This window comes from Salmonella sp. SJTUF14076 (assembly GCF_015534835.1).
Lineage (GTDB): Bacteria > Pseudomonadota > Gammaproteobacteria > Enterobacterales > Enterobacteriaceae > Salmonella > Salmonella enterica.
Window position 1 is genome coordinate 1,101,783 of the sequence record NZ_CP064674.1, and the last position, 20,354, is coordinate 1,122,136.

Consider the following 20,354-nt stretch of genomic DNA (forward strand, 5'->3'; position numbering starts at 1 on the left):
CGAAATTACCCATGTTTCAGTTTAAGCGCCAATGATAGTGCATTCTGCGCGAGCGAATCATGGGGAAAGATCACATCAGGCTGTAATTCATGCAAATGTTTTCCTTGCATTGCGGCAATTTTAACCGGTCTGGCGAATACCGTAAGGCCTTTCATCAATAAAGTGTCCGTCACCCGCTGCTGTTCGTCCAGCGCCACGGCAACCACCACCCGGGGCTTAAAACGCCCGCCGGAGCGCCCGACGCCGACCCGCCCCTGTTGGCTAAGTTTATCGAAGGCCCGATTAAAGCGGGAAATCTGCCAGCCGCCCAGCGCCAGCTGCGCACACCAGGCGATAACGGCGACGGTAATCAGAGTGGAAACCATAATGTGCTCCTGTTGGTTTGCCTGATGGCGGCGTAACCGTCTTATCCGGCCTACGGCGCCATCCGGCAATTCACGGTCAGAACATCACTTGACCGCCGGTTACGTTGATCGACTGCCCGGTGCAATAAGACGCTTTCGGGCTGGCATAAAATAGCAGCATGTTCAGCACATCCTGATAATCACACCCGCGTTTGAGCGGTACTTTATCAATGTAATACTGTTCCACCTCGTCGGGCTTAATGCCCAGTTTAGTGGCGTATTGCGGCAGCAGTGACTGGAACATTGGCGATTTCAACAGGTTGCCGAGCATCAGCGAGTGTACGGTAATGCCGTATTCCGCCAGGTCCAGCGCCAGAGACTGGGTTAACCCCACGCCGCCGAATTTCGCCGCGCTGTAGCCGGAGTTGTGTTTACTGCCCACTTTGCCGGATTTAGAGTTAATCTGAATAATGCGCCCCTGAATGCCGTCGCGTATCATCAGGCGGGAAAACTCACGGGCGCAGAGGAAATAGCCCACCAGATTCACCTGTAGCGAGCGGTCAAAATCGCCCAACTGGAAATCGCTGATAAACGCCGCTTTGGCGATACCCGCGCTGTAAACCAGCAGATCGACGCGCCCGAAAATCTCGTCTACGCCGCGGGACAGCGCCAGCACGCTCTGCTCGCTGGTAGCGTCGGCGCCAAAACCGTACGCCATACCTTCGCCAAAATCGGCGTTAATTTCCTGGGCGACATTCGCGGCTTTATCGCTTTGAATATCAACGACCGCCACGCGGTATCCTTCTTCTGCAAGCCCACGGCAAAGGAATGCCCCCAGGGTCTGGCCTCCGCCAATGACAACGGCAACTTGATTCATGTTTTTTCTCCTTAAGCGACAAACGTCAAAATACAGCCCGGCGCGATATCGTCCGGTACAGGCCCCGCAACGTGTACGGTGCCGGGAAATTCTGCTTCGCGCAGACCATCGAAGCGCAAAGTGATATGCCCCAGTTCACGCAGGTTTTGCTCGGCTACGCTGCCGACCGCCGTGACCGGATAGCAATGTTGGCCCAATTCACACCGCGCGCCAGGCTGCAGCGCGCCGGTCAGTTCGCCATGACAATGGATGAAGCAAAATTCTTCGATATCCGCCGGCGCGCCTTCCCGAAACGTAATCAGCATCTGTTCGCCGAGCGCCTCCTTCGCGCTCTGGCCGATACGGGTGATGGTGGTTTGATAAATCACGCTCATGTCTGAACCTCTTATTGATAGATAAAGCCGGAAACAAACCAGGCGATAAGTACCGTGGGCGCGCCAGTCAGGAAGCGTCCGACCAGCACGGAAGGTACGCCGACGCGAACGGTGTCTTGTTTCGCTTCCGCCAGTGACAGGCCGACCGGGATAAAGTCGCAGGCCGCCTGCGCGTTAATCGCGAACAGGGCGGGAAGCGCCAGATGCGGGGGGATATTGCCCAGGCCTATCTGAACGCCGATCAGGACGCCAATGACCTGAGCGATAACCGCGCCAGGGCCGAGAAAGGGCGACAGCAGCGGGAAAGAGCAGATCAATGCCAGCGTCACCAGCCCCAGTGGATGGCTGGCTAATGGCGCCAGGCCGTGGGCGATCCAGTCGCCAAGACCTGAGGCCATAATGATGCCGATCAGCGCCGAAACGAACGCCATAAACGGCAGGATTGTTTTCAGGACCGTATCAATGGTGTCGCGACCGGACTGGAACAGTACCGCCACGGCGGAGCCCATTCCCATACCGACTTTTGCCAGCAGCCCGTCGCTCTGCTCGGTGATTTTTTTGCTGGTGTCGTAGTCACGTCCTAATGTCGTTTTGGCAGGCTGGGGACTGGCAGGCGTTTCGCCGACAAGAGTAATGTTTTCTTCTTTTACGCCGGAGACATAAATATCCTCAACAATATACTGCGCCAGTGGGCCGGACTTACCCGTCGAGTGAATATTAATGGTTGGAATCCGGCGTTTCGGATAGATACCGCAGCGCAGCGTACCGCCGCAGTCGATAATGGCCGCGCCGATTTCCGCTTCCGGCGGTTCGCCTTCTTTAAAGCCGTCCACCGCTTGCCAGCCTGTTAGTTGCGCCAGTTTGTCGACGATCGCCGGGCGCGTACCGGCTGTGATATAGACGATCTTTTTGCCTGGCGTAACGTCCAGTTCAAGCGGGCCGCCCCAGCCGCCGGCGCCTTTCTCAATACGAACCCGTGTCATGATACCGCTCCTGTCAGATGAACTTTCTGCTCAAGTTGAATCCCCATTTTTTTCTCAAAAATAGCGGTGGTGAGATCGGTGACCCAACCGCGGAAGAAGTTCGTCACCAGACCTACCAGCAGATAGCTCACCGCGAGCGGGCCGAGAGGAAGCCCTAACGTGGTGAGTCCGCTGGCGATACCCAGATAAACAAACAGTTCGCCGGGATTGATATGCGGAAACAGACCGTTCATGGAGTGACAGCTATAGGAGGCCGCCGCGTAATAGCTCGGCTTGTACTTCTCCGGCATAAAGCGTCCCAAACTCAGGGTCATCGGATTACAAAAAACAAATGTCCCGATACACGGTAAAAGCAGGTAACGAGATAGCGGATTTCCGGCGCAGCGTTGGGCAAAACGCTCAATACGCTGCTGGCCGATAAAATTGATGAGCGCATTCATGATAACCAGCAGGCTTATCAGTAGCGGAAGAATACCTGTCACCATACCGGTAAACACCTCTCCGCCTTTCTGGAATAACCCGATGAACCACTCCGCACCATGTGTAATGGTTTCGATCATTGTTCTCTCCTGTAGGGTTTTTAGTTTTCTTGCTAATTTCCTGTTCATTGTAATCGTGTTGAAAGATTTAAAAGTGTTATTGTGATCGCAAAATAAAAGAAAAATATTTTAAGTTGAAAGATTGCGGGGTGGGGGAGCGGATACAAACTGAAAAGAGGAGAAAGGTGATTTATTCTCTTGTGCCGCTTCCTTGTGCGGCGGGGGATGCTTTACCATACTTCTCCCTGGCTGAATTTGTTTAATGGATGTCTCATGTTCAAGCGTCGTTATGTAGCGTTACTTCCACTTTGCGTATTGCTTGCTGCCTGTAGCAGCACGCCAAAATCTTCCGAGACTCAAGCGACGACGGGCACGCCTTCCGGCGGCTTCCTGCTTGAGCCGCAGCATAACGTCATGCAAATGGGCGGCGACTTCGCCAACAACCCTAATGCGCAGCAGTTCATTGATAAAATGGTCAGTAAACACGGTTTCGACCGTCAGCAGTTGCAAGAGATCCTCTCGCAGTCTAAAAGACTGGATTACGTTCTGCGTCTGATGGACAGACAAGCGCCGACCACTCAGCCGCCCGCCGGACCAAATGGCGCCTGGCTTCGCTACCGCAAACAATTTATTACGCCGGATAACGTGCAAAACGGCGTCGCGTTCTGGAATCAGTATGAAGACGCGCTGAACCGCGCCTGGCAGGTATACGGCGTACCGCCGGAAATCATCGTGGGCATCATCGGCGTGGAAACCCGCTGGGGACGTATCATGGGGAAAACACGGATTCTGGACGCGCTGGCGACGCTGTCATTTAACTATCCGCGCCGGGCGGAATATTTCTCCGGCGAGCTGGAAACCTTCCTGCTCATGGCGCGCGATGAGCAAGACGATCCGCTCAATCTGAAAGGTTCCTTTGCCGGCGCGATGGGCTACGGCCAGTTTATGCCGTCTTCCTATAAAGAATATGCGGTCGATTTCAATGGCGATGGGCACATTAACTTGTGGGATCCGGTAGATGCCATCGGCAGCGTGGCGAACTATTTCAAGGCGCATGGTTGGGTGAAAGGCGATATGGTTGCGGTGCCGGCGAGTGGTCAGGCGCCTGGGTTGGCGAATGGTTTCAAAACAAAATACAGCATCTCTCAGCTTGCCGCCGCAGGCTTAACGCCGCAGCAATCGTTGGGCAATCATCAGGAAGCCAGCCTGCTGCGTCTGGATATCGGTACGGGATACCAGTACTGGTACGGCCTGCCGAACTTCTACACCATTACCCGATATAACCACAGCACGCATTATGCGATGGCGGTTTGGCAACTGGGGCAGGCGGTAGCGCTGGCGCGGGTGCGCTAATTTACGCTTAGGGAGGGGAGCCCCCCTCCGCTATTACTATGGCTTTTTGGGCTGATTCTCTGCCTGCAAGTGGGATATCTTTTTTGATAGTGCCAGACTATAACCCAGACATCCCAGGCCTAAGATAATTTGACCGCCGTCATACGGTTCAAAATAGCCTGACGACAATATATTCAGTACTCCCATTCCTAATGAACATACTCCACCCACAATTAACCACAGCCGTAGTTGACAGGTTTGTTTCAGTTTGTGCTGTGCGCTTTCCGTTTTTTTGAGTGACATCCTTGCTTTCTCTCCGTGCGTGTAAATTTAGCGACATAGTACTGCTATTTAGTCATGTGCTACCTCTTTCATTCTGCATAAATAACCTGCTGGCATTTTTTCGGAATCCGACTCGTAAAATCGACAGCTCGTCCCCATCTCTGGTGAGAAAGTGCTATCTTGTGCGGCAGGATTTCTAACTGACAGAGGTCATGATGACTGACAGTGAACTGATGCGGCTTAGCGAACAGGTCGGGCTGGCGTTAAAAGCGCGCGGGGCGACCGTAACGACAGCGGAGTCCTGTACCGGCGGCTGGCTGGCGAAAGCCATTACCGACATCGCCGGAAGTTCCGCCTGGTTTGAACGCGGCTTTGTCACCTATAGTAATGAAGCCAAAGCGCAGATGATTGGCGTGCGTGAAGAGACGCTGGCGCAGCATGGCGCGGTCAGCGAACCCGTAGTGGTCGAAATGGCGATCGGGGCGCTGAAGGCCGCTCGCGCCGATTTTGCTGTCGCTATTAGCGGGATTGCCGGGCCGGATGGCGGCAGTGAAGAAAAGCCGGTTGGTACGGTGTGGTTTGCTTTCGCCAGCGTCAGCGGAGAAGGGATTACGCGTCGGGAATGCTTCAGCGGCGACCGTGAATCGGTGCGTCGACAGGCGACGACATACGCGCTACAAACCCTGTGGCAACAATTTCTACAAAACACTTGATACTGTATGAGCATACAGTATAATTGCTTCAACAGTACGAATTCACTATCCGGTTCAATACCAAGTTGCATGACAGGAGTAATAATGGCTATCGACGAAAACAAACAGAAAGCGTTGGCGGCAGCACTGGGCCAAATTGAAAAGCAATTTGGTAAAGGCTCCATCATGCGTCTGGGTGAAGACCGTTCTATGGATGTGGAAACTATCTCCACCGGTTCGCTTTCACTGGACATCGCACTCGGTGCGGGCGGTCTGCCGATGGGGCGTATCGTCGAAATTTACGGGCCGGAATCTTCCGGTAAAACGACCCTGACGCTGCAGGTGATTGCCGCTGCGCAGCGTGAAGGTAAAACCTGTGCGTTTATCGATGCGGAACACGCGCTTGACCCCGTTTACGCACGCAAGCTGGGCGTCGATATCGATAACCTGCTCTGTTCTCAGCCGGATACCGGCGAGCAGGCGCTGGAAATCTGTGACGCGCTGGCGCGTTCAGGCGCGGTGGACGTCATTGTGGTCGACTCCGTAGCGGCGCTAACGCCGAAAGCGGAAATCGAAGGCGAAATCGGCGACTCTCACATGGGCCTCGCGGCGCGTATGATGAGCCAGGCGATGCGTAAGCTGGCGGGGAACCTGAAACAGTCCAATACGCTGCTGATCTTCATCAACCAGATCCGTATGAAAATTGGCGTGATGTTTGGTAACCCGGAAACCACCACCGGCGGTAACGCGCTGAAATTCTACGCCTCCGTTCGTCTTGATATCCGTCGTATTGGCGCGGTGAAAGAAGGCGATAATGTCGTGGGTAGCGAAACGCGTGTGAAAGTGGTGAAAAACAAAATCGCCGCGCCGTTTAAGCAGGCCGAGTTCCAGATCCTCTACGGCGAAGGCATCAACTTCTATGGCGAACTGGTTGACCTGGGCGTGAAAGAGAAGCTGATCGAGAAAGCGGGCGCATGGTACAGCTACAACGGCGAGAAGATTGGCCAGGGTAAAGCGAACGCGACTACCTGGCTGAAAGAGAACCCGGCGACAGCGAAAGAGATCGAGAAAAGGGTTCGTGAATTACTGTTGAGTAATCAGAATGCCACGCCCGATTTCGCCGTTGACGATAGCGAAGGCGTTGCAGAAACCAACGAAGATTTTTAATCATCAGGTGATGGTGGGTCGGACAAAACGAAGCCGCCATTCAGCAAAACGTTAAATTACCATCAAGGGCTGCATTTATGCGGCCCTTTTGGCATTTACCCCTGTTAAGGTTTTTTATGAGTGAACCCACATCGCGCCGTCCCGCTTATGCTCGTCTCCTTGATCGTGCGGTACGTATTCTTGCTGTCCGCGATCACAGCGAGCAGGAATTACGGCGTAAACTCTCCGCGCCGGTGATGGGCAAAAATGGGCCGGAAGAGATTGATGCGACGGCAGACGATTATGAACGCGTGATCGCCTGGTGCCACGAACATCACTATCTTGATGACGAGCGCTTCGTGATGCGCTTTATCGCCAGTCGTAGCCGCAAAGGCTATGGCCCGGCGCGTATTCGCCAGGAGTTGAATCAGAAAGGCATTTCCCGTGAATCGACTGAAAAAGCGATGCGAGAATGTGAAATTGACTGGAGTGAAATGGCACGTGAACAGGCCGTTCGCAAATATGGCGAGCCGCTCCCTTCAAACTTTTCAGAAAAGGTTAAGGTACAGCGCTTTTTGCTCTATCGCGGGTATCTGATGGACGATATCCAGCAAATATGGCGAAATTTTGCAGATTGAGCGCATACGGGATTTTACTTCCCGGTAAAGAAAACTTATCTTATTCCCACTTTTTCCGTCTGGACGCGGGTTGCTTAACGGCGAACAGCGTCTGCGACGAATATTCCTTAAATACACAAAATCATTCAAGCCGCATCAAAGCGGCAAGTGAGCCTCGGGAACGCGTGACCGGGAAACTCGCAGCCAACGCAGAGGCGGCCTGAAGGATGAAGTGTAGCTTGATTTCAGGATAATTATGAGCAAGAGCACCGCTGAGATCCGTCAGGCGTTTCTCGACTTTTTCCATAGTAAAGGGCATCAGGTAGTTGCCAGCAGTTCCCTGGTGCCTAACAATGACCCCACTCTGTTGTTTACCAATGCCGGGATGAACCAGTTCAAGGATGTTTTCCTTGGGCTCGATAAACGTAATTATTCCCGTGCAACCACTTCCCAGCGTTGCGTACGCGCGGGGGGTAAACACAACGATCTGGAAAACGTCGGATACACTGCACGTCACCATACTTTCTTCGAAATGCTGGGCAACTTCAGCTTCGGCGATTACTTCAAACACGACGCCATTCAGTTCGCATGGGAATTACTGACCGGTGAAAACTGGTTTGCTCTGCCAAAAGAGCGTTTATGGGTCACCGTCTATGAAACCGACGACGAAGCCTATGAGATCTGGGAAAAAGAAGTCGGCATCCCGCGCGAGCGTATCATCCGTATCGGCGACAATAAAGGCGCGCCATACGCATCGGATAACTTCTGGCAGATGGGCGATACCGGTCCCTGCGGTCCGTGCACCGAAATCTTCTACGATCATGGCGACCACATCTGGGGCGGCCCTCCGGGAAGCCCGGAAGAAGACGGCGATCGCTATATTGAGATCTGGAACATCGTCTTTATGCAGTTCAACCGTCAGGCTGACGGGACGATGGAACCATTGCCGAAACCGTCTGTAGATACCGGTATGGGGCTGGAGCGTATTGCCGCGGTACTGCAACACGTTAACTCTAACTATGACATCGACCTGTTCCGCACGTTGATTGAAGCGGTAGCGAAAGTCACCGGCGCCACCGATCTGGGTAATAAATCGCTGCGTGTTATCGCCGACCACATCCGTTCTTGCGCATTCCTGGTTGCCGATGGCGTGCTGCCGTCGAATGAAAACCGTGGCTATGTGCTGCGTCGCATTATTCGTCGCGCGGTTCGTCACGGCAACATGCTGGGCGCGAAAGAGAGCTTCTTCTACAAGCTGGTTGGGCCGCTGATTGAGGTAATGGGCTCCGCAGGCGAAGAGTTGAAACGTCAGCAGGCGCAGGTCGAGCAGGTTCTGAAAACGGAAGAAGAGCAGTTCGCCCGTACGCTGGAGCGCGGTCTGGCGCTGCTGGATGAAGAACTGGCGAAATTGCAGGGCGACACCCTGGATGGCGAAACCGCTTTCCGTCTGTATGATACTTATGGTTTCCCGGTCGATCTAACGGCGGACGTCTGCCGTGAGCGCAACATCAAAGTCGATGAAGCCGGTTTTGAAGCCGCTATGGAAGAGCAACGCCGTCGCGCGCGCGAAGCTAGCGGTTTTGGCGCGGACTACAACGCGATGATCCGCGTTGACAGCGCTTCTGAATTTAAAGGTTATGACCATCTGGAACTGAACGGCAAAGTGACCGCGCTGTTTGTCGATGGTAAAGCGGTTGAAGTGATTAACGCGGGACAGGAAGCGGTTGTCGTGCTGGATCAGACCCCATTCTATGCGGAATCAGGCGGTCAGGTTGGCGATAAAGGCGAGCTGAAAGGCGCTGGATTTACTTTCGCTGTGGACGACACGCAAAAATATGGTCAGGCGATTGGTCATATCGGCAAATTGTCTGCGGGCGCTCTGAAAGTGGGCGATGCGGTACAGGCTGACGTAGATGAAGCGCGCCGCGCACGTATCCGTCTGAACCACTCCGCCACGCACCTGATGCACGCGGCGCTGCGCCAGGTATTGGGTACCCATGTGGCACAGAAAGGCTCGCTGGTTAACGATAAAGTGCTGCGTTTCGACTTCTCTCATACCGAAGCCATGAAGCCTGCTGAAATTCGTGCCGTTGAAGATCTGGTGAATGCGCAAATTCGTCGCAACCTGCCGATTGAAACGAACATCATGGATCTGGAAGCGGCGAAAGCCAAAGGCGCAATGGCGCTGTTTGGCGAGAAATATGATGACCACGTGCGCGTTCTGAGTATGGGCGATTTCTCCACCGAACTGTGTGGCGGTACTCACGCCAGTCGTACCGGTGATATCGGTCTATTCCGTATTATCTCTGAGTCCGGCACCGCAGCGGGCATTCGTCGTATTGAGGCGGTAACCGGTGAAGGCGCTATGGCCACCGTTCACGCGCAAAGCGATCGCTTAAACGATATTGCGCATCTGCTGAAGGGCGACAGCCAGAATCTGGGCGACAAAGTGCGTGCCGTACTGGAACGTACACGTCAGCTGGAAAAAGAGTTGCAGCAGTTGAAGGACCAGGCCGCAGCGCAGGAGAGTGCAAATCTTTCCAGTAAAGCGGTTGATCTCAACGGCGTGAAGCTCCTGGTCAGCGAGCTTGCTGGTATTGAGCCGAAAATGCTGCGAACCATGGTTGATGATCTGAAAAATCAACTGGGGTCTACCGTTATCGTACTGGCAACGGTTGTTGAAGGTAAGGTTTCTCTGATTGCGGGCGTGTCGAAGGATGTGACCGACCGGGTTAAAGCAGGGGAGTTGATTGGTATGGTCGCTCAGCAGGTGGGCGGTAAGGGTGGCGGTCGTCCGGACATGGCGCAAGCCGGTGGTACGGATGCGGCAGCTCTGCCTGCAGCGTTAGCCAGTGTACAAGGCTGGGTCAGCGCAAAATTGCAATAATTATAAGCGTTCGTTGGCGCCGCAGCCCATGCTGCGGCGTTTACGTCAACGCTATCGACAACGATAAAGTCAGGTTGAAGTTTTGTATATCGGCTAAACTTAGGTTTAACAGAATGTAATGCCATGACTGCTTACACCTAAGGTGTTTGTCATCGCTTACTTTTTGGCGTTATATGATGGATAATGCCGGGATACAGAGAGACCCGACTCTTTTAATCTTTCAAGGAGCAAAGAATGCTGATTCTGACTCGTCGAGTTGGTGAGACCCTCATGATTGGCGATGAGGTCACCGTGACAGTTCTAGGGGTGAAGGGCAACCAGGTGCGTATTGGCGTGAACGCCCCGAAAGAAGTTTCTGTCCATCGTGAAGAGATCTACCAGCGTATCCAGGCTGAAAAATCCCAGCAGTCCAGTTACTAAGGTTTTCGCGTCTCACTTTTCGGGTGAGACGCAGCCTCTCTTCTCGCTCGCCCGCGTTGTCCCTTCATGACATTTTTCAACCTCACTGTTGATATGGTGCGCTTTTGGCGGCTAGCGTGTCATCGAATTATCTGTTGATAAAACACTCTTTTTGGCTTTTTTACAGACTAATTGAGCGTGAAGTGTGCAAACGATAAAAGCTCTGGAAAAATTGTTTGACTTATAAGTCCCAGAAAGTAATATGTGCGCCACGCAGCGACGATGAGCAGAACAAGTTCTTCGAAGCACTCGTAAGAGGCGTGTGGTGAGGTGGCCGAGAGGCTGAAGGCGCTCCCCTGCTAAGGGAGTATGCGGTCAAAAGCTGCATCCGGGGTTCGAATCCCCGCCTCACCGCCATTTGCATCCGTAGCTCAGCTGGATAGAGTACTCGGCTACGAACCGAGCGGTCGGAGGTTCGAATCCTCCCGGATGCACCATCTCTTACTTGATACGGCTTTCCCGCGGTATCAAAATCTGCAGTAAAGTAAGTTTCCCGATGCATCCGTAGCTCAGCTGGATAGAGTACTCGGCTACGAACCGAGCGGTCGGAGGTTCGAATCCTCCCGGATGCACCATCTCTTACTTGATACGGCTTTCACCGCGGTATCAATATCGGCAGTAAAGCAAGTTTTCCGATGCATCCGTAGCTCAGCTGGATAGAGTACTCGGCTACGAACCGAGCGGTCGGAGGTTCGAATCCTCCCGGATGCACCATATTCTCCGTACTTTCAGCGATGAAGATACGGATAAGATAGCGGTAATCACCGCTGGCACCAGGAAGGATAACGTTGCGTTAGCAACGGCCCGAAGGGCGAGCCGTAAGGCGAGTAATCCTCCCGGATGCACCATCTCTTACTTGATACGGCTTTCACCGCGGTATCAATATCAGCAGTAAAGCAAGTTTCCCAATGCATCCGTAGCTCAGCTGGATAGAGTACTCGGCTACGAACCGAGCGGTCGGAGGTTCGAATCCTCCCGGATGCACCATATTCTCCGTACTTTCAGCGATGAAGATGCAGATAAGATAGCTATAATCCCCGCTGGCACCAGGAAGGATAACGTTGCGTCAGCAACGGCCCATAAGGCGAATAATCCTCCCGGATACGTTACTGCCCTGCAATCGCTTTTCCCCTTATCCTGAATACACCTCTTCATCTCTATTAGCGACAAAATCAACCAATTGCGATAAAGTACTGTCTGGTTATTCGGTTTGCGAGAACACGATGTACGCACGTTATGCTGGTTTGATTTTTGATATGGACGGTACTCTCCTGGATACCGAACCCACGCATCGCAAAGCGTGGCGTGAGGTTTTGGGGCGCTATGGTCTTCGTTTTGATGAACAGGCAATGGTCGCGCTTAACGGTTCGCCAACCTGGCTTATCGCCCAGTCAATCATTGAGCTTAACCATGCCGATCTTGATCCCCTGTCACTGGCGCGTGAGAAAACCGACGCGGTAAAAAGCATCCTGCTGGACTGCGTAGAACCGCTGCCGCTGGTTGAGGTGGTCAAAGCGTGGCATGGGCGGCGTCCCATGTCGGTCGGTACCGGTAGCGAAAGCGCTATCGCGGAAGCCCTGTTAGCGCATCTGGGGCTGCGTCGTTATTTTGATGCGGTTGTGGCGGCAGATCACGTACAGCATCACAAACCTGCGCCTGACACCTTCCTACTGTGCGCCCAGCGGATGGGCGTCATGCCGACGCAGTGCGTGGTATTTGAAGATGCCGATTTTGGTTTACAGGCGGCGCGGGCGGCGGGAATGGATGCCGTGGATGTTCGACTATTGTGAGTGACGGACTGTCGCTCCTGTCTCTGTTTGCCAGTAGTTTTCTCAGCGCGACGCTGTTACCCGGTAATTCTGAGGTGGTTTTGGTTGCTATGCTGGTCTCCGGCGTCAGTCATCCCTGGGTCTTAGTCTTAACAGCAACAATGGGTAATAGCCTTGGAGGGGTAACTAACGTTATTCTTGGGCGTTTCTTTCCGCTGCGCAAAACGTCGCGCTGGCAGGAAAAAGCGACTGGCTGGCTAAAGCGTTATGGCGCAGCCACACTATTATTAAGCTGGATGCCGGTCATCGGTGATTTGTTGTGCCTGTTAGCGGGATGGATGCGCATCCCGTGGGGGCGGACGATCTTTTTTTTGTGTCTTGGTAAGGCGCTGCGCTATGTTGCGCTCGCAGCGGCGACGGTTCAGGGCATGATGTGGTGGTAATAATTGTAGGTTTGGCATGTATGGCCGCCATTACAGTTATGCTTATTAAAACGATTTGGACAGGCGGGAGGTCAATTTGATCCCGGACGTATCACAGGCTCTGGCCTGGCTGGAAAAACATCCTCAGGCGTTAAAGGGGATACAGCGCGGGTTAGAGCGCGAAACGCTGCGTGTCAATGCTGATGGCACGCTGGCGACAACAGGTCATCCTGAAGCGTTAGGTTCAGCGCTGACCCATAAATGGATTACCACGGATTTTGCGGAAGCCCTACTGGAGTTTATTACGCCAGTCGATGGCGATATCCAGCATATGCTCACTTTTATGCGCGATCTCCATCGGTATACGGCCAGGAAACTGGGCGATGAGCGGATGTGGCCATTAAGTATGCCCTGCTATATTGCGGAAGGGCAGGACATAGAGCTGGCGCAGTACGGCACATCCAATACCGGGCGCTTTAAAACGCTCTATCGCGAAGGGCTGAAAAATCGTTATGGCGCTTTGATGCAAACCATCTCCGGCGTACATTACAATTTTTCATTACCGATGGCGTTCTGGCAGGCGAAATGCGGCGTTACGGAAGGCGAAGCGGCAAAAGAAAAAATTTCTGCCGGCTATTTTCGTCTGATTCGCAACTATTACCGTTTTGGCTGGGTCATCCCCTATCTGTTTGGCGCGTCTCCGGCCATTTGCTCCTCTTTCCTGCAAGGAAAGCCAACCACATTACCGTTTGAAAAAACGGACTGCGGCATGTACTACCTGCCGTATGCGACGTCGCTGCGTTTGAGTGATTTGGGCTATACCAATAAGTCGCAAAGCAATCTCGGAATTACGTTTAACGATTTGCATGAGTATGTGGCAGGTCTGAAGCGCGCGATTAAAACCCCTTCCGAGGAGTACGCGCGGATTGGTGTGGAAAAAGACGGTAAGCGGCTACAGATTAACAGCAACGTTCTGCAAATTGAAAATGAGCTGTACGCGCCCATTCGTCCCAAGCGCGTGACGCGCAGCGGCGAATCGCCTTCTGACGCGCTTCTGCGTGGTGGTATTGAGTACATCGAAGTTCGTTCTCTCGATATTAACCCGTTCTCACCGATCGGCGTAGACGAGCAACAGGTGCGCTTCCTCGATCTGTTTATGGTCTGGTGCGTATTGGCCGATGCGCCGGAAATGAGTAGCGATGAGCTGTTATGTACGCGTACTAACTGGAATCGCGTTATTCTGGAAGGGCGTAAGCCGGGCCTTACCCTGGGGATTGGCTGTGAAACCGCGCAGTTCCCGCTGCCCAAAGTAGGGAAAGATCTCTTCCGCGATCTGAAACGCGTGGCGCAAACGCTGGACAGTATCCACGGGGGAGAGGAGTATCAAAAGGTGTGTGATGAGTTGGTCGCCTGCTTTGATAATCCTGAACTGACATTCTCCGCCCGGATCCTACGGTCTATGATTGATGAAGGCATTGGCGGCACCGGGAAAGCGTTCGGTGAGGCTTACCGTAATCTGTTACGCGAAGAGCCGCTGGAGATTTTACAGGAAGAAGAGTTTATTGCTGAACGTGACGCTTCAGTACGTCGTCAGCAGGAGATTGAGGCGGCGGATACCGAGCCGTTTGCCGCGTGGCTTGCGAAACACGCCTGACCCAAAAGAAAAAGGCCACTCACGGAGTGGCCAAAATTTCATCGCTGAAAACAGGGATGATGATAACAAATGCGCGTCTTTCATATACTCAGACTCGCCCCGGAACAAAGAGTTCAGTTTATTTTTAAAAAATTATCGGAGGTGACTAAATGCCATTATTAGATAGCTTCGCAGTCGATCATACCCGGATGCAAGCGCCGGCGGTCCGGGTTGCAAAAACGATGAACACCCCGCATGGCGACGCAATCACCGTGTTTGATCTGCGTTTTTGCATTCCGAACAAAGAAGTGATGCCGGAAAAAGGGATTCATACGCTTGAGCATCTGTTTGCTGGCTTTATGCGCGACCACCTCAACGGTAACGGCGTTGAGATTATCGATATCTCGCCGATGGGCTGCCGCACCGGCTTTTACATGAGCCTGATTGGCACGCCGGACGAGCAGCGTGTTGCCGACGCCTGGAAAGCGGCGATGGCGGATGTGCTGAAAGTGCAGGATCAAAACCAGATCCCGGAGCTGAACGTTTACCAGTGCGGTACGTATCAGATGCACTCGCTCAGTGAAGCGCAGGACATTGCCCGTCATATTCTGGAGTGTGATGTGCGCGTGAACAGCAATAAAGAGCTGGCGCTGCCGAAAGAAAAACTGCAGGAACTGCATATTTAGTCTTATTGGTAAGCGTTTCCAGTATTTAAATTAACCCCGGTCTATGGCCGGGGTTTTTTATTGCTTAATATAATTTGCGTTTATTATATTTGCGGCGAGAATACATTTTAAATTAAGTAATGCCTGGCCTGTTAAATAATAAAGTGTGATCTGGTAAACAGAAAAGGCGGATAACTCACGATGCCAGAGTGTATTGATCACATAAACTAAAAATCATAAATAATTAATAGAAAAACATAATGGAATGCGCCAGATATCCAGGTAATAACAAGACTCTACTAATAGCCGGTCGATGGGGTTTTTAGCAAATCTTATCTGGTATACATCAAACTTAAGGGATAAAAAATGAAGGCTAAATATTTGGCGCTGATGATCGGCGCTTGCTTTTCTCATAACCTTTGGGCAGCGAATAATATCACTATTGAGCAGCGTCTGGCTGAACTGGAGCAACGTGTTGTTAATGCTGAAAAACGTGCATCCGATGCCGAGGCGCAAATTCGCTCGCTGAAACAGCAGCAGGTCGCCGCTACGCCGACGGTGAATGTCCAGTCCGCCGAGCCCATTGCAGCAGATAAAACGCCGCCGAAGCTGACCTTATCCGGATTCAGCGATATTAAGTTCTATGGCGATGTCGAATTTAATATGGATGCGGCAAGCCGTTCCGGTAGTCTGACATCGACGAGAACGTCAGCGAATAAAGATTGGGCATCAGGAACCAATGAACGCTGGGATATTAACGGACGCCTGTTGCTGGGCTTTGATGGCTACCAGCGGCTGGACAACGGTAATTTTGCCGGATTCTCTGTACAGCCTCTGGCGGACCTGACCGGAAAAATGAACCTTGATGATGCCGTTTTCTTCTTTGGTCGTGAGAATGACTGGAAAATTAAGGTTGGTCGTTTTGAAGCCTACGATATGTTCCCGCTGAATCAGGATACGTTTATTGAATATTCGGGGAATACAGCGAACGATCTTTACAGTGACGGTTACGGCTATATCTATATGATGAAAGAAGGACGGGGACGTAGCGACAGCGGGGGTAACTTCCTGCTGAGTAAAACCATCGACAACTGGTATTTCGAAGTTAACACATTGCTGGAAAATGGCAGTACGTTATATACCGAGAAGCAGTACCACGGAATGGATTTAAGCAACGATAAAAACGTGGCTTACGTCCGTCCGGTTATCGCCTGGCAAAACGGGCGTTTTTCAACGGCGATAGCGATGGAAAGTAACGTCGTTAACAACGCCTATGGCTATTATGAGAATGGGAAGTGGATCGATCAGTCAGATCGTACGGGCTATGGTTTTACCATGACCTGGAATGGTCAAAAAACTGACCCGGAAGATGGCGCAGTGATTAACCTGAATACCGCCTATATGGACGCGACCGATGAGACAGATTTTACCGCCGGGGTGAATGCGTTGTGGCATCGATTTGAACTGGGTTATATCTATGCGCATAACAAAATCGAAGCCTTTAATGCTACCAATATCGATGCCGTTTGTGAGGACGATTGCTGGGTCACCGATCCCGGCAATTATGACATTCACACTATTCATGCCTCATATTTATTCCCCAACGTGATGGATATGAAAAACTTTAACATCTACCTCGGTGCCTATGCTTCATGGGTAGAGGCCAATCCGAATAATGGCGATAACAGTGAAGATGCGCGTTACGGCGGGCGTCTGAGATTCAAATATTTCTTCTGATTGTTGGTCTACTAAAAAAGGGATCCGCAGATCCCTTTTATCAGATAGTTAGTGCGCGCCGCCGCCGCCGCCGCCCGCACCGAAGGGCGGTTTGGCGAACCACACCAGGCCGAGCAGCACCAGGAAGATCCCCGCCGACATCCAGAAGATTTCGTTGGCGGAAATAATCAGCCCCTGATTCGTGATTTGCTGGGCTATCCAGCCTGACGCCTGTTGGTGCGTCATCCCTAAGCCTTCCAGTTTATCGTACATAGCCTGAGCGTTTGGATTATACGCCGTAACCGACTCCGTGAGCTGAGCATGGTGTAGCGACTCACGATCGGTCCACATAGTGGTGGTAATCGAGGTGCCGATGGAGCCCGCCAGCGTTCGCGTGAAGTTCGACAGGCTTGATGCCGCCGCCAGCCGTTCTGGCGGTAACCCGGAGAGCGTAATGGTGGTCAGCGGCATAAAGAAGCAGGCGACGGCAAATCCCTGAATAAACTGCGGCCATGCGGAAGCGCCGAAATCCATACCCGGTTCGAATGTCCAGGCGCGCCAGTAAAAACAGACGGCGTACATAATGAAGCTGAACGTGACCAGCCTGCGCATATCCAGTTTATGCGCGAAGCGTCCGATAATCGGCGACAAAATTACCGGAATAATGCCGACTGGCGCCGACGCCAGACCTGCCCACGTTGCGGTATAGCCGTACACCTCTTGCAAAAGCTGCGGCAGTAGAACAATGGCGCCGAAATAGAGCATATAGGCAAGGCTGATGCACAAGCAGCCAATAGTGAAGTTACGCGATTTAAAAAGAGAAAGATCGACGATAGGGTGATCGTCGGTCAGTTCCCAGACGATCAGGAAACTGATGGCGATGACGGCGACCACGGTCAGGATGATAATTTCCTGCGAGGAGAACCAGTCCAGCTCTTTACCGCGATCGAGCATAATTTGCAGGCTGCCGATGCCAATCACCAGTAACGCCAGCCCGACGGCGTCAATACGTCGCCGTTCGGTATGCGTTTCACGTCCGCGCAGCGTGTGTAATGTCATCAGGACGACGGCGATGCCAATCGGCACGTTGATGAAGAAAATCCATCCCCAGTGGTAATTATCACTGATATAGCCCCCCAGAATCGGGCCGCAAATCGGCGCGACAATGACGGTCATTGACCAGAGCGCCAGCGCAATGGAGCGCTTTGCAGGCGGATAGTTATTCAGCAACAGGCTTTGCGAGAGCGGAATCAGCGGCCCGGCGACCACGCCCTGCACCACGCGGAAGAAGATCAGCATATTCAGGCTGCTGGATACGCCACAGGCCCAGGAGGCTGCGGCAAAGGCGACCGTCGACCACATGAACAGTTTGACTTCGCCAAAACGTTTCGCCAGCCAGCCGGTTAAGGGAATCGAGATAGCGTTCGCCACCCCGAAAGAGGTGATAACCCATGTCCCCTGGCTTAGGGAAGAACCCAGGTTCCCGGCGATGGTCGGAATCGCTACGTTGGCAATGGTGGAGTCCAGCACCTGCATGAATGTCGCCAGCGACAGCGCGATCGTCATGATGACGAGCTGCGCGCCCTCCAGCGGTTTTTGCTGTTGCATCACACGCACCTCAGGATTAACCCGCGTTAGCCTGTACGATGTCGTCGATCAGTTTATTGACCGGCGCGAGATTAATTTCGCGTGCGTTACTTTCGGCAACCGGCGTCGTTCGTACCTGGCTGGCCAGTACCTGACCGTCGCGATTAGCGGTATCCACGGTGACCAGCGTCGATAAACCAATACGCAGCGGATGTTGTTCTAACTGGCGGGCGTCCAGTTCGACGCGTACCGGCAGACGTTGAACCACTTTAATCCAGTTACCCGTCGCATTTTGCGCTGGCAGCAGGGAGAAGGCGCTGCCTGTCCCCATATCCAGACCGACGACTTTACCGGTGTATTTTACGTCGTCGCCATAAATGTCAGTAATAATCGTCACTGGCTGCCCAATGCGCATATTCGCTAATTGGGTCTCTTTAAAGTTAGCGTCCACCCACAGATCGGTTGCAGGCACCACGGCCATCAGCGGCGTGGTGGGGCTGATCTGCGCGCCAGGCTGGACGGCGCGGCGGGAGACATAACCGGTCATTGGACTGACGATGCGAGTACGCTCCAGCGCCAGCCAGGCGTTACGCACTTCGGTCGCCGCTTGTTGAACCGCAGGCTGATCTTCCAGATTACTGTTGAGTATCATTGCCTGGTTGGCATTGTACTGTTGAATGGCGACATCCAGCTGTGCCTGCGCGCTGGCGACGGCATCGCGGGCGTGTTGCAGCTCTTCCCGGCCAATAAGATTGGCATTACCCAGCGGCACACGACGGTTAAGGTCGCTCTGCGCTTGCGCCAGGGCGGTTTTTTGCACGTCGATATTCGCCTGCAACTGCTTACTGTTAATCATCAACTGGTGCGTTTGGCGCACGCTGGAGGCCAGCGCCGTTTTGGCTCTTTCAAACGCTTGTTTGGCGTCAGTCTGATCGAGCGTGACCAGAACATCGCCCTCTTTTACAAAGTCGGTGTTATCAGCCCAGACTTTCGTCACGCTGCCTGACACCTGCGCCATGATTTGAACCTGGTTCCCTGCCACGTAAGCATCATCTGTCTCTTCAATATGACGCAATACTAAAAACCAATAAATTCCATATGCCACGGCAATAATAACAAAGAGCAAGGTAAGAAGTAGCAGCGCTGTTTTGCGTTTGCCTTTCTTCTTAGCCGGTTGCTGCGGGGTTTGGATCTCCGCATTTGCGCTCATGTTGTTCTCCACGATCTTATTATTCACATCGGCTGAGCCGACCTGTTGTCAGAAAGGCCAGCAGTAATGCGTGCCGGCCTGTCCGCTTTCCTGTTATTAATCTGGATTTTTGAGCGGGTCGGCGCTTTAGCGCAGCGCCTCAAGAACAGTGCCTTCCTGCTCCATTTGATCAAGACGCGTCAGGAGTTTACGAGTGATGTGCTCAAGTTGATCTTTTTCGGCTGTGCTAAGTGATGACCAGAGTTGATGCAGACAATGATGCTGAGGCGGAAGCACTTCTTGCAAAAATGCCTGGCCTTTCTCCGTTAATTGCAGATGCAGGCAACGGCGGTCGTTATCGCTCTCACGACGCTCAATCCAGCCGCGTTTTTCCAGCTCATCTGCAATGCGTGTCGCATTGGTGCGAGATGAACCCAGCGCGCAGCTTAATTCAGACGGCTGAATACTGTGGTTTTCCTGAGACTCCAGCGTAATCAACGCCATAAACAACGTCTCGTTAATCCCTTGAGCCTTCAGCATTTTATTGCGGTTTTCCAGGAGCTTGCCTTGCATGTGCATACAAAGACGAGTCAAAAGAATTTCCTGGTAAGGAAAGTCTTCGTGACGGCTGGCGCGAAATTTTAGCATTTGTTCAATGGGCGTAAACGAACTATCCATTTGGGCATGACCTCATTAATTTCAGCCGATATAGTAACGACAGTGACAAATAAAGTAAATGTATTATTAATACAAAATCATTCTTTCAGGCTATAAAGCAACCAATGATACGCAGACTGAGACGTCAGCGGGAACATTGGGCCCGGTAAAGCGCCGCCTGCGG

Annotated in this window: 20 protein-coding genes and 5 tRNA genes; 16 read left to right on the top strand and 9 right to left on the bottom strand. The window is 52.7% G+C overall.

Annotated elements, in window-relative coordinates:
* Positions 1-5 precede the first annotated feature (5 nt).
* The 5 genes from gutM to srlA form a co-directional block, all read right to left on the bottom strand.
* Positions 6-365 (bottom strand): transcriptional regulator GutM, encoded by a 360-nt coding sequence (gene gutM, locus HU143_RS05415; protein ID WP_000255198.1) that lies wholly within the window; start codon positions 363-365, stop codon positions 6-8.
* 76 nt (positions 366-441) lie between these two features.
* On the bottom strand, positions 442-1,221 hold the full coding sequence (gene srlD, locus HU143_RS05420; RefSeq protein WP_001077372.1) for a sorbitol-6-phosphate dehydrogenase: 780 nt from the start codon (positions 1,219-1,221) through the stop codon (positions 442-444).
* Positions 1,222-1,232: 11 nt separating this feature from the next.
* Positions 1,233-1,595 (bottom strand): PTS glucitol/sorbitol transporter subunit IIA, encoded by a 363-nt coding sequence (gene srlB / locus HU143_RS05425; protein ID WP_000111553.1) that lies wholly within the window; start codon positions 1,593-1,595, stop codon positions 1,233-1,235.
* An 11-nt stretch (positions 1,596-1,606) separates the two neighbouring features.
* Positions 1,607-2,578, bottom strand: a complete 972-nt coding sequence (locus HU143_RS05430; protein ID WP_000199039.1) for a PTS glucitol/sorbitol transporter subunit IIB — start codon at positions 2,576-2,578, stop codon at positions 1,607-1,609.
* Positions 2,575-3,138 carry a PTS glucitol/sorbitol transporter subunit IIC gene (srlA, locus tag HU143_RS05435; protein ID WP_000573333.1) on the bottom strand — a complete coding sequence of 188 codons (564 nt, stop codon included), beginning with the start codon at positions 3,136-3,138 and terminating at the stop codon, positions 2,575-2,577. The genes HU143_RS05430 and srlA overlap by 4 nt, the downstream gene beginning before the upstream one ends.
* A gap of 252 nt (positions 3,139-3,390) precedes the next feature.
* Here srlA and mltB point away from each other — a divergent pair, with 252 nt between their 5' ends.
* Complete coding sequence (gene mltB, locus HU143_RS05440; protein ID WP_000476820.1) at positions 3,391-4,470, top strand: lytic murein transglycosylase B; 1,080 nt, start codon at positions 3,391-3,393, stop codon at positions 4,468-4,470.
* A gap of 36 nt (positions 4,471-4,506) precedes the next feature.
* Here the strand turns inward: mltB and HU143_RS24430 are convergent, their stop codons facing one another.
* Positions 4,507-4,752, bottom strand: coding sequence for a hypothetical protein (locus HU143_RS24430; protein WP_024136629.1), 246 nt, complete (start codon positions 4,750-4,752; stop codon positions 4,507-4,509).
* A gap of 194 nt (positions 4,753-4,946) precedes the next feature.
* Here HU143_RS24430 and pncC point away from each other — a divergent pair, with 194 nt between their 5' ends.
* The 15 genes from pncC (at position 4,947) to HU143_RS05515 (ending at position 16,758) form a co-directional block, all read left to right on the top strand.
* On the top strand, positions 4,947-5,444 hold the full coding sequence (gene pncC / locus HU143_RS05445) for a nicotinamide-nucleotide amidase (RefSeq protein WP_000132239.1): 498 nt from the start codon (positions 4,947-4,949) through the stop codon (positions 5,442-5,444).
* Positions 5,445-5,528: 84 nt separating this feature from the next.
* The gene (gene recA / locus HU143_RS05450) at positions 5,529-6,590 is read left to right on the top strand and encodes a recombinase RecA (RefSeq protein ID WP_000963150.1); all 1,062 of its coding nucleotides are present in this window, start codon (positions 5,529-5,531) and stop codon (positions 6,588-6,590) included.
* Between the two features lie 116 nt (positions 6,591-6,706).
* On the top strand, positions 6,707-7,207 hold the full coding sequence (gene recX / locus HU143_RS05455) for a recombination regulator RecX (RefSeq protein WP_001294863.1): 501 nt from the start codon (positions 6,707-6,709) through the stop codon (positions 7,205-7,207).
* A gap of 235 nt (positions 7,208-7,442) precedes the next feature.
* Positions 7,443-10,073, top strand: coding sequence for an alanine--tRNA ligase (gene alaS / locus HU143_RS05460; RefSeq protein WP_185191075.1), 2,631 nt, complete (start codon positions 7,443-7,445; stop codon positions 10,071-10,073).
* 234 nt (positions 10,074-10,307) lie between these two features.
* On the top strand, positions 10,308-10,493 hold the full coding sequence (gene csrA, locus HU143_RS05465) for a carbon storage regulator CsrA (RefSeq protein ID WP_000906486.1): 186 nt from the start codon (positions 10,308-10,310) through the stop codon (positions 10,491-10,493).
* Between the two features lie 303 nt (positions 10,494-10,796).
* Positions 10,797-10,889: transfer RNA gene (locus HU143_RS05470), tRNA-Ser, on the top strand.
* Between the two features lie 3 nt (positions 10,890-10,892).
* A tRNA-Arg gene (locus tag HU143_RS05475) sits at positions 10,893-10,969 on the top strand.
* A gap of 61 nt (positions 10,970-11,030) precedes the next feature.
* Positions 11,031-11,107: transfer RNA gene (locus HU143_RS05480), tRNA-Arg, on the top strand.
* A gap of 62 nt (positions 11,108-11,169) precedes the next feature.
* A tRNA-Arg gene (locus HU143_RS05485) sits at positions 11,170-11,246 on the top strand.
* A gap of 196 nt (positions 11,247-11,442) precedes the next feature.
* Positions 11,443-11,519, top strand: a tRNA-Arg gene (locus HU143_RS05490).
* Between the two features lie 236 nt (positions 11,520-11,755).
* Entirely contained in the window at positions 11,756-12,322 is a 567-nt protein-coding gene (yqaB, locus tag HU143_RS05495) for a fructose-1-phosphate/6-phosphogluconate phosphatase (RefSeq protein ID WP_000271296.1), read from the top strand.
* Entirely contained in the window at positions 12,319-12,744 is a 426-nt protein-coding gene (locus tag HU143_RS05500) for a YqaA family protein (RefSeq protein ID WP_001279499.1), read from the top strand. The genes yqaB and HU143_RS05500 overlap by 4 nt, the downstream gene beginning before the upstream one ends.
* 76 nt (positions 12,745-12,820) lie before the next feature.
* Entirely contained in the window at positions 12,821-14,377 is a 1,557-nt protein-coding gene (gene gshA / locus HU143_RS05505) for a glutamate--cysteine ligase (protein WP_000611821.1), read from the top strand.
* A 149-nt stretch (positions 14,378-14,526) separates the two neighbouring features.
* Entirely contained in the window at positions 14,527-15,042 is a 516-nt protein-coding gene (gene luxS / locus HU143_RS05510) for an S-ribosylhomocysteine lyase (protein ID WP_001130193.1), read from the top strand.
* Between the two features lie 345 nt (positions 15,043-15,387).
* Positions 15,388-16,758: a carbohydrate porin gene (locus tag HU143_RS05515; protein ID WP_023226797.1), complete on the top strand. Its 1,371-nt coding sequence runs from the start codon at positions 15,388-15,390 to the stop codon at positions 16,756-16,758.
* 48 nt (positions 16,759-16,806) lie between these two features.
* On the opposite strand, the gene emrB is transcribed toward HU143_RS05515, so the two are convergent.
* The 3 genes from emrB to mprA form a co-directional block, all read right to left on the bottom strand.
* A complete protein-coding gene (gene emrB / locus HU143_RS05520) occupies positions 16,807-18,345 on the bottom strand; it encodes a multidrug efflux MFS transporter permease subunit EmrB (protein ID WP_001187298.1) in 1,539 nt (512 codons plus the stop codon).
* Positions 18,346-18,361: 16 nt separating this feature from the next.
* A complete protein-coding gene (gene emrA, locus HU143_RS05525; protein ID WP_001275605.1) occupies positions 18,362-19,534 on the bottom strand; it encodes a multidrug efflux MFS transporter periplasmic adaptor subunit EmrA in 1,173 nt (390 codons plus the stop codon).
* Between the two features lie 126 nt (positions 19,535-19,660).
* Positions 19,661-20,191, bottom strand: a complete 531-nt coding sequence (gene mprA, locus HU143_RS05530; protein ID WP_000378431.1) for a transcriptional repressor MprA — start codon at positions 20,189-20,191, stop codon at positions 19,661-19,663.
* Positions 20,192-20,354 lie beyond the last annotated feature (163 nt).